Origin of the sequence: Eudoraea sp. (genome assembly GCF_049665975.1) — a bacterium.
Taxonomy (GTDB): Bacteria; Bacteroidota; Bacteroidia; order Flavobacteriales; family Flavobacteriaceae; genus Eudoraea.
On record NZ_JBATGR010000427.1, the window covers coordinates 1 to 12,305 of the forward strand.

8 protein-coding genes and 1 pseudogene are annotated in these 12,305 nt (G+C 37.0%); 6 read left to right on the forward strand and 3 right to left on the reverse strand.

Features of this window, described 5'->3' with window-relative positions:
* The first annotated feature begins 250 nt into the window (after positions 1–250).
* A complete protein-coding gene (locus tag WBN20_RS13965; protein WP_424273438.1) occupies positions 251–769 on the forward strand; it encodes a hypothetical protein in 519 nt (172 codons plus the stop codon).
* 20 nt (positions 770–789) lie between these two features.
* On the opposite strand, the gene WBN20_RS13970 is transcribed toward WBN20_RS13965, so the two are convergent.
* Positions 790–1,698 (reverse strand): patatin-like phospholipase family protein, encoded by a 909-nt coding sequence (locus WBN20_RS13970; RefSeq protein ID WP_424273437.1) that lies wholly within the window; start codon positions 1,696–1,698, stop codon positions 790–792.
* Entirely contained in the window at positions 1,695–3,785 is a 2,091-nt protein-coding gene (locus WBN20_RS13975) for a M1 family metallopeptidase (RefSeq protein WP_424282134.1), read from the reverse strand. The genes WBN20_RS13970 and WBN20_RS13975 overlap by 4 nt, the downstream gene beginning before the upstream one ends.
* A gap of 81 nt (positions 3,786–3,866) precedes the next feature.
* Here WBN20_RS13975 and recG point away from each other — a divergent pair, with 81 nt between their 5' ends.
* Positions 3,867–5,972, forward strand: coding sequence for an ATP-dependent DNA helicase RecG (recG, locus tag WBN20_RS13980; protein ID WP_424282135.1), 2,106 nt, complete (start codon positions 3,867–3,869; stop codon positions 5,970–5,972).
* Positions 5,973–6,021: 49 nt separating this feature from the next.
* Here the strand turns inward: recG and WBN20_RS13985 are convergent, their stop codons facing one another.
* The gene (locus WBN20_RS13985) at positions 6,022–7,131 is read right to left on the reverse strand and encodes a DUF2911 domain-containing protein (protein ID WP_424282136.1); all 1,110 of its coding nucleotides are present in this window, start codon (positions 7,129–7,131) and stop codon (positions 6,022–6,024) included.
* Between the two features lie 360 nt (positions 7,132–7,491).
* Between WBN20_RS13985 and leuC the strand changes: the two genes are divergently transcribed.
* The 4 genes and pseudogenes from leuC (at position 7,492) to leuB (ending at position 12,199) form a co-directional block, all read left to right on the forward strand.
* Positions 7,492–8,901 carry a 3-isopropylmalate dehydratase large subunit gene (leuC, locus tag WBN20_RS13990; protein WP_424282137.1) on the forward strand — a complete coding sequence of 470 codons (1,410 nt, stop codon included), beginning with the start codon at positions 7,492–7,494 and terminating at the stop codon, positions 8,899–8,901.
* A gap of 33 nt (positions 8,902–8,934) precedes the next feature.
* A complete protein-coding gene (leuD, locus tag WBN20_RS13995) occupies positions 8,935–9,531 on the forward strand; it encodes a 3-isopropylmalate dehydratase small subunit (protein ID WP_424282138.1) in 597 nt (198 codons plus the stop codon).
* A 43-nt stretch (positions 9,532–9,574) separates the two neighbouring features.
* Positions 9,575–11,092 (forward strand): annotated as a pseudogene (locus tag WBN20_RS14000) (alpha-isopropylmalate synthase regulatory domain-containing protein).
* Between the two features lie 51 nt (positions 11,093–11,143).
* On the forward strand, positions 11,144–12,199 hold the full coding sequence (gene leuB, locus WBN20_RS14005; RefSeq protein ID WP_424282139.1) for a 3-isopropylmalate dehydrogenase: 1,056 nt from the start codon (positions 11,144–11,146) through the stop codon (positions 12,197–12,199).
* The last annotated feature ends 106 nt before the right edge of the window (positions 12,200–12,305 follow it).

The window sequence follows — 12,305 nt, forward strand, 5'->3', positions numbered from 1 at the left end:
GAATACTGCTGATGTTAAAGCAGGGCGTATAGCGGTCTCCAGAAAAACAGACTTATCCAATTCTTTATATATTAAGCTACACCCTGATTTTAATTTATTCTACCTTAACCTAAGACAGAATATGAAAAAATAAAAGGGGGTATCCTCGGAAATTGATACAATACAACTTTCAGCTTAAGATAAAATACCGCTATAATTTTTTAAATAATCTTACGTTCTACATCCATAAACCAAACTAAAATACCAAAACATGACTGGGGACGGAATTTTTCAATTATTCGCATATTTATTGCCTGCTGTGGTAACCGGAGCTATAGCTTTTTATTTTTTTAGATTACATACCAGAAATGAGGAAGGTCGCAGAAGATTTCTGCTTCACAAGGATTCACAAAAAGACGCTATGCCTATACGTTTACAAGCCTATGAACGAATGGCACTGTTTTTAGAACGTATCTCAATACCCAGTCTTGTAGTTCGGGTAGCACCTAAATCTGCTGATAAAAATGCCTACGAGCAATTATTAATCCGAAGTATAGAAAACGAATTCGATCACAATTTGTCACAACAGATATATATGAGTGATGATTGTTGGAATATTATCAAAGCAGCTAAAAATGCTACAATTCAATCTATAAGAAAAGCTGGAATGAGTGAATCTGACTCTGCGGACAAATTGCGTGAAGATATTTTAAATGATACTATGGATAAACAATCTCCTTCTGCAACGGCTCTTGCCTATGTGAAAAAGGAAATTGGAGAAATTTGGTAATTCAATTAAAGGAAAATTAATTATTGTTCCGGCTCAAAAGCACTTATTTCTACATTTTTAGTCTTTGCAAACGCATATCCTTTTTCCCACCAGGATGTCATTTTCTCCTTATCGAAGATTAGTGAATTTGTTGTCAGTACTGTAGGGGTATAATAAAAATTGATAATTGCATTGTTATTATTGGCAACGTATTTTCCAATTCTGATATTCTGACGCTCAATTCTATCTAACATAAAGGCAAACATACTGGTTAAGAGGGAAAATGCATTCTTGGAGGGCATTCTGTTAAAGTGAGTTACTTCAGTATGCAAAATAATTGCATCTACTTCTGTTGCACCTCTCATAATGGCCTCTTCAATGGGCACCATACTGCCAAGTCCTCCATCAGCATATTCGCAACCTTCTTTTCGCACCAGGCTCATAAAAGGTGTATAATTACAAGAAATCCAAATCCATTCACAAAAGTCTTCATACTCAAAGTCCTTAATAGACTTGTACTCTACCGCATTTAGAGAGAGATTGGAAACTGTAACTACAATATCCTTTGGACCGGATTTAAGAATCTCAAACTCTTCAGGCGTAATAGTATTTTTTATTAATTCCAAAAGATTGTGACTTTCGCCAAAAGTTCTACTACCCTTGTAAAAATTCTTTAGCACATTCCAGTGGTTGATCCCAATATTGGCCACGCCATATTTATTTTGAATCACAAAAGGACAATTGCTAAAGATACTATCCTGATTTACAGATGTATACACCTCCTTAATTTTTTGAATCTTTTGTAGTGCCAGGTGCGAAATCAACAAGCTACCTGTAGATGTCCCAAGGAAAAGGTCATAGTTATAACCTAATTCCTGCATTAGGTATTGGGCAACCCCTCCTGCAAAGGCCCCTTTGCTTCCACCCCCGGATATGACTAATGCTCTCATTCTACCTCCAGTTTAGTTTTTATATAACGTAATTCTTTTCCGTTTAGTTCTTTGGACAATTTACGTAATCGTTCTTTTTGCTTTTCGTCTTTTAATAACCTTTCAATGAGGTTTCTGGCAAAATTTCTGAATTGCCATGAATAGTGAACCGAGGCATCTATTAAATCCAGCAGATTTTGGTCCGTCAAAGGGAAAACCTCAGCTAGTAAAGAAAAGGCATTCTGTCTTACCTCCACAGAATATTCTGTTGAAGTATATCCGAATAATTCCTCCGTATAATCTGCCTTCTGTGCATCGTCCAGATAGTTTTTTGTTAATACTGCCAAAAACAGCCAAAGCAATCGTACATTTTTATTGGGAAGGCCAATAATTCCCTTCGTTTTTTCTAAATAGATTATTCGAAGATCCGGATGGGATATCCACAAACGGTAAAGTGCATTTTCAATTGTAATATAGCTATTATCCTGCAATAATGATTCAAATTGTTTTTTAAGTCCGGAGGGGATTCTATCCGTTGTAATACATAAAGCCTGCCTTGTCTTCAAGTCTTCAGTAGTGAAAGCATTTTTTAAAAAACTTTCGGACAAAGATTTATGATAGTCCAGGATGATATTCTCTTTTATTCGGGGTGATGAATTATGATCCCATACCTTCTTAATTAGTTGTTCATTATTTGTATTACTGGATGTCAATTTCCATTGAAGATCAAAATATGTTTGTAAATCAGCAGAAGATTCTGCCAGTAATTTCTTCACTTCTTCATAGGGGAATCTTGTATCTAAAAGCCAGGTTTGCTCAAATTCCTTAAGGTCTGAATCAGTAAACTGTTGCATCTCTCCAATAAAATCAGATATTGTGACATTAGAATATTGAAATCTCTTTAAATAGGACTGCATACCTTCCCTAAAGGCCTTATCCCCCAAAGTGTTTCTAAGGATATGAAGAGCCCATGCTCCTTTTTCATAAAAGGTTAAACTACTCGCTTTAGGATTCGTTAGAGCCTCTCCTTTGCCTTGACTGTCTAGTAGTTGTAATTGTTTTGCAGATTCATAAAGTTTCCAATAAAAATAATCCTCACCGAATAGTTTTTTTTCGGCCAGCAGGGCATAATATGTGGCAAATCCTTCATGAAGCCAGTGATGATTCCCATCTTTCTCCGTTACCAGATTACCAAACCACTGATGGGCCATTTCATGGGCGTTCACATTTACATAATTCTTATCTACAAAAGCGATACTGTCTATTACATACCCATCAGAAAAAATGGTAGTTCCGGTATTCTCCATCCCTGCATATAAAAAATCCCGTACAGGTATCTGCTTGTAATTCTGCCACGGATAGGCTATCCCTATTTCATCTGAAAGAAAATCAAATATTTCCTTGCTATATCTATAGGTTGGTTCTTCTTTTAAGCTGTCGCCGGGATAATAATAAAGTTCTAAAGGAATTCCGCTTTTACTTTTAATCTTCTTACAGTTATAATCTCCAATCACAAAAGCCAGGAGATAACTACTCATTGGCTTATTCATATCAAAGAACCAGGTTCTCATGGATTCTTTTATAATTGTATCCTTTAATTTACCATTTGCGATAACATCATAAGATTTATCAAAAGTGATACTAAGATCAAATTCAACTTTTTCATTCATATCATCAAAACTTGGAAGCCAGTAACTGGTATATTTTCCCTGGCCCTGAGTCCATATTTGATTATTATCAGGGATTGAGTCCTCCCATCCTAAAAAATAAACCGTTTGCTCTGGAATGGTGGAATAATCCAATGTTAACTTATACGTTTTGTCCGCTCTAAGTTTTTTATAAAAAATTATTCTTTCTTTAGTATTTGTATGCCGCACTTTTTTGCCGTTTAATAAAACCGATGAGAATTCCATGTTTTTGGCATCCAAAAAAACAGAATCTGTCTTATTGAGTACTTTAAAAGAATAAGTTACTTTACCATTTATTCCTTTGTAGTTTGGATCTGGAATTATATCTATATCCGCTTTAAAGAAATCAACTGAAGGCTGCGGCTGACTAAATAAAAAACCCGTAAAAAGAATGAATAAAAGTGAATTAATAAAATTCATAATTATTATTGAACAATTGTCAGATCAAAATTAGCATTTTGCGGTATTGCAGTTCTATGCTTTTACCATTATTTTCGTTTCATGAATACAAACTATCTTCAAACACCTGTTACTTATTTAAAAGGTGTTGGTCCAAATAGAGCCGAAATACTGCACTCGGAGTTAGGGATAGTAACATACCAGGATTTAATTAATCTGTTTCCCAACAGGTATATTGATAAAACAAGGTATTATAAAATTAATGAGTTACAAAGAGGAAATGCAGATGTTCAACTTATTGGTAAAATAATCCGTATTAAAACTGTAGAGCAAAAAAAGGGGACTCGACTTGTCGCTACATTTCAAGATGCTACAGGCGAAATGGAGTTGGTTTGGTTTCGTGGGCAGAAATGGATTCGGGAAAACATTAAACTGAATACCCCTTATGTAATTTTTGGCAGAACTAATTTGTTTAGTGGCAAATTTTCAATGCCGCACCCGGAAATGGAATTACTTGCCGAGCACGAAAAAGGAATAAGGGTGTCTTTGCAGCCAATATATCCTTCCACAGAAAAATTAAGCGCCAAAGGAATTACAAACAGAGTAATCAGCAAATTGGTGCAACAATTGTTTATAGAAACAAAGGGAGAATTTAAAGAAACCCTCTCCCCTGCCATACTTGATGAACTCAGGCTGGTCTCAAAAACAGAGGCCATGTTCAATATTCACTTTCCCAAAGACATTAAACTATTGTCAAGAGCACAATTTCGCCTTAAATTTGAAGAATTATTCTACATTCAATTACAACTCATCTCAAAAAAATTAATTCGAAAACAAAAAATAAAAGGCTATCCCTTTGAAAAAGTAGGTAAGCTGTTCAATAGTTTTTATAAAGACTATCTGCCTTTTGAACTTACCGCTGCTCAAAAGAAAGTCATCAAAGAAATTAGGGCGGATCTTGGCAGCAAAGCTCAAATGAATCGCCTTTTACAAGGTGATGTCGGATCTGGGAAAACTGTAGTAGCCTTAATGACTATTTTATTAGCACTGGATAATGGTTATCAGTCTTGTTTAATGGCCCCTACAGAAATATTGGCTAACCAACATTTTAAAGGAATAAAAGAATTATTAGGAGACATTGGTGTTCGAGTGGCCCTACTTACAGGATCTGTTAAAAAAGCCAGGAGAAAAGTTATTCATGAGCAACTAGAAGATGGTACGCTTGATCTTCTTATTGGTACGCATGCTATATTAGAAGATAAAGTACAATTTAAAAATCTGGGGTTAGCTATAATTGATGAGCAACACAGGTTTGGTGTTGCTCAAAGATCAAAATTATGGCATAAGAATAAAGTACCTCCGCACATATTGGTAATGACTGCAACCCCCATTCCAAGGACCTTGGCGATGAGCCTATACGGGGATCTTGATGTTTCAGTAATTGATGAGCTGCCTCCAGGCAGAAAAGCTGTGAAGACGGTGCACAGATTTGACAAAAATCGATTAAAAGTATTTCAATTCTTGCGAGATGAAATAAAGAAGGGAAGACAGATATATATTGTTTATCCGCTTATTCAAGAGTCAGAAGCATTGGATTATAAGGATTTGATGGATGGCTATGAGAGTATTGCACGAGATTTTCCATTACCGGATTATCAGATTTCAATAGTGCACGGTAAGATGAAACCACAGGACAAAGATTATGAGATGGAGCGCTTTGTTAGAGGAGAAACAAACCTAATGGTTGCTACAACTGTCATTGAAGTAGGTGTAAATATCCCCAATGCCTCCGTTATGATTATTGAAAGCGCAGAACGCTTCGGTCTATCGCAATTGCATCAATTAAGAGGCCGTGTTGGCCGCGGAGCCGAACAGAGCTATTGTATCCTTATGACTAGTCTTAAATTATCTTCAGAAGCCAAAACAAGACTCGAAACTATGACCAGTACTAATGATGGATTTGAAATTGCGGAAGTAGACCTTAAACTTCGTGGACCCGGCGATCTTATGGGAACGCAGCAAAGTGGGATCTTAAACCTAAAAATTGCCGATATTGTTAAGGACAATGATATCTTAAAAACCGCCAGATACTATGCCATTAAGATTCTCAATGAAGATCCCGGATTACAAAAAGAAGATAATAAACAAATCAGCTACGCTTACGCCCAATTAATGAAGCACAAGAATATCTGGAATTATATAAGTTAAGAACCGGGTAAAGTCCTTCTCTTACTATTATATCTAAGCCATACGATATTTAATTAATTCCTTCACCTTTTTCAAGTTTAGTTAAATTAACAGCAATAATATCCTTGTTTTGCTGATCAGGTGCTCTCTGAGCGGCAATTTTCAAATGCTTTAAAGCAGTCTTATAATCCCCCATAGCGGAATAAGCTCTGGCTAATCCATAATCAACTGGCCATTGTCCTTTATTCTTTTTTGAATTCATTTTAAAGACTTCCATCGCTTTTTCTTTCTTTCCTTGTGCAATTAATTGCCTGCCATATCCATGTACCTCAAATATTGTTGCAAGACTCAGAGCTTCATCCATAACTGAGTCTGCCTCCATTGTTTTTCCTTGTTTAGCAAGAATTTTTGCCTTTATATTAAGATTGTTGAAGTTCTTTTGACTAAAAAACTGACCGGAAATAGTAGCATCAATCCACCCAAGTGCCTCATCAAGGTCGCCACCATTATTCAGAGAAAAATTAGCTGCTTGTTCCCAGGTTTGACGATTAAATCCAGGGGAATTTTGTAGTTTATGCCTAATGTCTGCCAGGACAATATTGGTTACATCCACCTCAATTTTAAAAGGTATTTCTTTTTTCTCCCAATTTAAGGAAGCAATTGCAGAATTTGGTTTAACCTCAGTGAATTGGTAAGTAAGTTCTTCAGTATGCGGCACCTCTTTTGTTATAACATCAACTCTGAGGACATCTTCAGAAGGTTCGTAAAAATAACTACCCCAGGCCTCGTAGTTTTTGGAAAATATCAAAGTTGCTCTATTGTCTTCATAAATTATCATGTGAAGCCCATATTTACCAGCACCCAATGGTTGTCCTTCAATCTTAACATCATCTGTAAATTTAATTACAGTGTTTTCATTTGCACCGGCTCTCCAAGGAGACTCTTTTGCGGTACCAAAACCCAGGTTGTTCATCCCGTAAGGGACTAATTTACCCCATACTTCACGATCTTTTACAGCTGGTCTCGAATAGGAAATTGAGATATCAGATATCCCTATTCGCTGTGATACTTTTGCCATCTGGCTCCCCCTGGGCAGATCTAATTGTGCAATACCTTTAATGCAGAAAAACATTAGTATTACCAGAAAAAATGCTGAGCCATTCACGTATTTTTTTTTCATCACCTGGTTTGTTTAATTATTAATTATATAGTTAGATTTCTTTAAAGATAGATATAGCATTTTCACCTTATCGTTACAGTAATGTTAAACCACATTCGAGTTATGTTAAACCAGAATTACTAATAAATTCAATACAAAATTTTACTTACTGCTAAGACGCTGGTTTAGTGTCCGCTGTTAACATAAAACTAAACGGTTGACATATTTAAATTATACAATTGATTATCAATGGTATACATTGCTTAAAAGCTTATTGAACATCGTAATTTAGAAGCAGATTGTTTCACCCTCTTTTACTTGTATTTCATACATTTGTTAGCTATGCTAAAAAAACTATTTATTTAGTTATTTGAATATTCTATGAAAAAAACACTATTTGATAAAGTTTGGGACTCACATGTAGTCAAAAAAGTACTGAATGGACCTGATGTTTTGTTTATTGACCGTCATCTTGTTCATGAAGTAACAAGTCCGGTGGCATTTTTGGGCTTAAAGAATAGAAACATTAAGGTATTATATCCGGAACGTACTTTTGCTACCGCAGATCATAATACACCTACATTAAACCAACATCTGCCTGTACAGGACCCTCTATCTGCCAAACAACTTCGGGCTTTGGAACAAAACGCAAACGAACATCATATTCCCTATTGGGGATTAGGTCATGAAAAAAACGGCATTGTCCATGTAATTGGCCCTGAGAATGGAATTACATTACCGGGATCAACAATTGTTTGTGGTGATTCCCATACTTCAACACATGGTGCTTTTGGTGCCATAGCATTTGGAATTGGGACTTCGGAAGTAGAAATGGTTTTGGCAACCCAGTGTATTATGCAGCCTAAACCTAAAAGCATGCGTATTACTATAAATGGTAAATTAAACAATGCGGTTACCCCTAAAGATGTGGCCCTCTACATTATTTCTCAGTTGAGCACTTCAGGCGCTACCGGATATTTTGTTGAATACGCTGGAGATGTCTTTAAACAGATGTCTATGGAAGGGCGTATGACCGTGTGTAATTTAAGCATTGAAATGGGTGCACGTGGAGGCATGATTGCTCCCGATGATAAAACATTTGATTATATTAAAAACAGGGAGTTTACGCCAAAAGCTCAGGCCTGGGATAAGGCAATGAGGTATTGGGAAACTTTATATACGGATGACGATTCTGTTTTTGATAGTGAAATCACATTCAAAGGTGAAGATATAGAACCAATGATTACTTATGGAACTAATCCGGGGATGGGAATGGGAATATCAGGCGGTATTCCTAAATCAGATGAAATAGAAGGTGGTGCCTCAACATATAAAAAGTCGCTTCAGTATATGAATTTTGAAGAGGGTGACAATATGCTGGGGAAAGAAATAGATTTTGTTTTTCTTGGAAGTTGTACAAATGGCAGGATTGAGGATTTCAGGGCCTTTACGAGCCTGGTTAAAGGAAGACAAAAGGCCGAAAATGTAACAGCCTGGTTGGTTCCCGGCTCGCATAAAGTGGAAGACGCTATTAAAAAAGAAGGTTTGCTGGATATCCTGAATAAGGCGGGTTTTGAATTAAGGGAACCAGGTTGCTCCGCTTGTCTTGCCATGAATGACGATAAAATTCCCGCGGGAAAATATGCTGTGAGTACGTCTAATAGGAATTTTGAAGGAAGACAGGGGCCCGGAGCAAGAACACTTCTTGCTAGTCCTTTGGTAGCTGCCGCGGCGGCGGTAACGGGCAAAGTAACAGACCCCAGGGAATTGATGGTTTTTGAAACGGCTTAATTTTTTATTAATAAATAACGGATACAAATACTAATGGCATACGATAAATTTAAAGTTTTAAGCACTACAGCGGTTCCACTGCCAATAGAAAATGTGGATACGGACCAGATTATTCCAGCAAGGTTTCTAAAAGCAACCGAACGCAAGGGTTTTGGTGACAACCTTTTTCGGGATTGGAGATATCAATCAGATAATACTCCAAAAGAACATTTTGTGTTAAACAACCCTATTTATAGTGGTAAAATATTAGTTGGAGGGAAAAATTTTGGATCTGGTTCTTCAAGAGAACACGCTGCTTGGGCCATCTATGATTATGGTTTTCGGTGTGTTGTAAGCAGTTTTTTTGCAGATATATTCCGAGGTAATTGCATGAATATTGGCGTTTTACCCGTTCAGGTAAGTCCAAACTTTCTTACAAAGATTTTCGAGGCAATTGAAGCCGATCCAAATACTGAATTTGAAGTCAATCTTCTGAAACAGACTTTCACTATTAAGACCACTGGTGAAGAGGAAAGTTTCGAAATAAATGACTACAAAAAAGAAAACTTACTCAACGGATTTGACGATATTGATTATTTACTAAATATTAAGAGTGAAATTGAATCATTTGCAAAAGACACACCTCTTTAAGATTTGAGCAAACCAATACTTCATAATCCATTTTACCTTAAGCATGAATAAGAGGAAGATTGAAATAATGGACACAACATTGAGGGATGGAGAACAAACCTCAGGCGTATCCTTTACGGCAGCAGAAAAGCTCACCCTGGCAAGGCTTCTTTTGGATGAATTGCAAGTAGATCGTATAGAAATTGCGTCTGCCAGAGTTTCAGAAGGTGAATTTAAGTCAGTTCAACAAATAGCCGAATGGGCAAAGAGTGTAGGGTATCTGGATCGTATTGAGGTACTAACTTTTGTAGATAACGGCCTTTCTTTAAAGTGGATGGAAAAGACCGGGTCTAAAGTACAAAACCTATTAACCAAGGGATCTTTAAATCACCTTAAGTATCAACTAAAAAAGACGCCCCAGGAGCATTTTACAGATATTGCCAATGTACTTAGTTTGGCCGCAAAACAGGGAATTACCACAAATGTATATCTAGAAGATTGGAGTAATGGAATGAGAAACTCCCCTTAATATGTTTTTCAATATCTCGACTTCCTTATTACACAACCTGTTAAAAGAATCCTATTGCCCGATACCCTGGGTATTTTAACACATGGTGAAACTTATGATTTTATCTCACAAATAACAACTCGTTATCCGAATATACATTTCGATTTTCATGGTCATAATGATTATGATCTAAGTGTTGCCAATGTTATGGAAGCCCTCAGGGCAGGTTGTCACGGGTTACATCTGACTATTAATGGCATGGGGGAACGTGCCGGAAATGCGCCATTGGCAAGTGTAGTGGCTGTGATAAATGATTTTATGCCTGAAATCGACATTAATGTGGAAGAGTCTAACCTTTTTAAGGTGAGTAAACTAGTATCAACATTTACAGGATTTGGTATTCCGGCCAACAAACCCATTGTTGGTGATAATGTATTTACACAAACAGCTGGTATACATGCAGATGGGGATAATAAAAAGAACTTATACTTTAATGATTTATTACCCGAACGTTTTGGCAGAAAACGCAGGTACGCCTTAGGGAAAACCTCTGGAAAAGCCAATATTCAAAAAAATCTTCAGGAATTAGGGCTTACCTTAACTGAGGAGGAAATTAAAAAAGTTACCCAACGAATTATTGAATTAGGAGACAAAAAGGAGAAAGTTACTAAAGAAGATCTTCCGTATATTATTTCAGATGTTTTAGATACTGAGTCTTATCAACAAAAAACTTTTGTTAAATCATATGTACTTACGCATTCAAAAGGACTTAAACCTTCAACCACTGTAGCCGTGGAAATCGAAGGTCAATCTTATGAGCAAAACGCACAGGGAGATGGCCAGTTTGATGCATTTATGAATGCTTTGAGAAAAGTATATCAATCCAAAAAAACAGAATTACCTACTCTTATCGACTATGCCGTACGTATACCTCCGGGAAGTAACTCTGATGCCTTGTGTGAAACCATTATAACCTGGCGCGATAAGGAAAATGACTTTATTACGCGAGGTCTGGATTCAGATCAAACGGTTTCTGCTATTAAGGCAACTGAAAAAATGTTGAATATCATATAAAGCAACTTTATAAAAACAAAAATTTTCTACTAATTAGATGCAAGCAATAATATGAAATTAAATATAGCGCTCTTAGCCGGAGACGGAATTGGACCGGAAGTGATAGATCAGGCGGTAAAAGTTTGTGATGCCATTGCTACAAAGTTTAACCATGAAATAAACTGGAGACCCGCATTGACCGGTGCTGCTGCGATTGACGCTGTTGGAGACCCCTACCCCGATGAAACACATGAAATATGTGCAACTTCAGATGCCGTACTATTTGGCGCTATTGGTCATCCAAAATATGATAACGATCCATCGGCAAAAGTTCGCCCGGAGCAAGGTTTGTTGCGTATGAGACAAAAATTGGGCTTGTTCGCCAATGTACGCCCCACCTTTACTTTCCCTTCCTTAATAGACAAATCCCCTTTAAAACGTGAACGTATAGAAGGTACGGATTTGATTATCCTACGGGAATTGACAGGCGGAGTTTACTTTGGAGAAAGAGGAAGAAAAGATGATGGTGATACAGCATTTGATACCATGACATACCAAAGATTCGAAATACAACGATTGGCGAAAAAAGGATTCGAAATGGCCATGAAACGTTCCAGGAAATTATGTTGTGTTGACAAGGCCAACGTATTGGAATCATCCCGCTTATGGAGAGAGACCGTTCAGGCCATGGAAAAAGACTACCCAGAGATAGAGGTTACCTATGAGTTTGTTGATGCTGTTGCCATGCGATTGGTACAATGGCCAAGTGCTTATGATGTAATGATCACAGCCAACCTATTTGGCGACATCCTAACAGATGAAGCTTCGGTAATATCAGGTTCTATGGGCTTAATGCCCTCCTCTTCAGTAGGCAGTAAAGTATCCTTGTATGAACCTATACATGGTTCCTATCCTCAAGCTGCTGGTAAGGATATCGCCAATCCGTTAGCAACGGTATTGTCCGCTGCTATGTTGTTTGAAGATTTTAATCTGTCTGATGAGGCACAAGCAATACGCGATGTCGTGAATAAATCATTGGCAGAAGGTATTGTGACCGAAGATTTGGCCGAGGATGGTAAATCTTATAAAACCAGTGAAGTTGGGGATTGGCTTGCCTCACATATTTAGAAAGAAAAATATATTCTTTGCAGGACAGCTTTTGGGTTTCCGAAATTGATTTTATAACTATCAAGATGATAATTATAAAAGATAATCGGTGCTAATAAAGTTAGAC

Excerpts from the sequence above, each read along its gene's own strand:
- WBN20_RS13965 (WP_424273438.1), top strand. The coding sequence starts at position 251 with ATGACTGGGGACGGAATTTTTCAATTATTCGCATATTTATTGCCTGCT.
- WBN20_RS13970 (WP_424273437.1), bottom strand. The coding sequence starts at position 1,698 with ATGAGAGCATTAGTCATATCCGGGGGTGGAAGCAAAGGGGCCTTTGCA.
- WBN20_RS13975 (WP_424282134.1), bottom strand. The coding sequence starts at position 3,785 with ATGAATTTTATTAATTCACTTTTATTCATTCTTTTTACGGGTTTTTTA.
- recG (WP_424282135.1), top strand. The coding sequence starts at position 3,867 with ATGAATACAAACTATCTTCAAACACCTGTTACTTATTTAAAAGGTGTT.
- WBN20_RS13985 (WP_424282136.1), bottom strand. The coding sequence starts at position 7,131 with ATGAAAAAAAAATACGTGAATGGCTCAGCATTTTTTCTGGTAATACTA.
- leuC (WP_424282137.1), top strand. The coding sequence starts at position 7,492 with ATGAAAAAAACACTATTTGATAAAGTTTGGGACTCACATGTAGTCAAA.
- leuD (WP_424282138.1), top strand. The coding sequence starts at position 8,935 with ATGGCATACGATAAATTTAAAGTTTTAAGCACTACAGCGGTTCCACTG.
- leuB (WP_424282139.1), top strand. The coding sequence starts at position 11,144 with ATGAAATTAAATATAGCGCTCTTAGCCGGAGACGGAATTGGACCGGAA.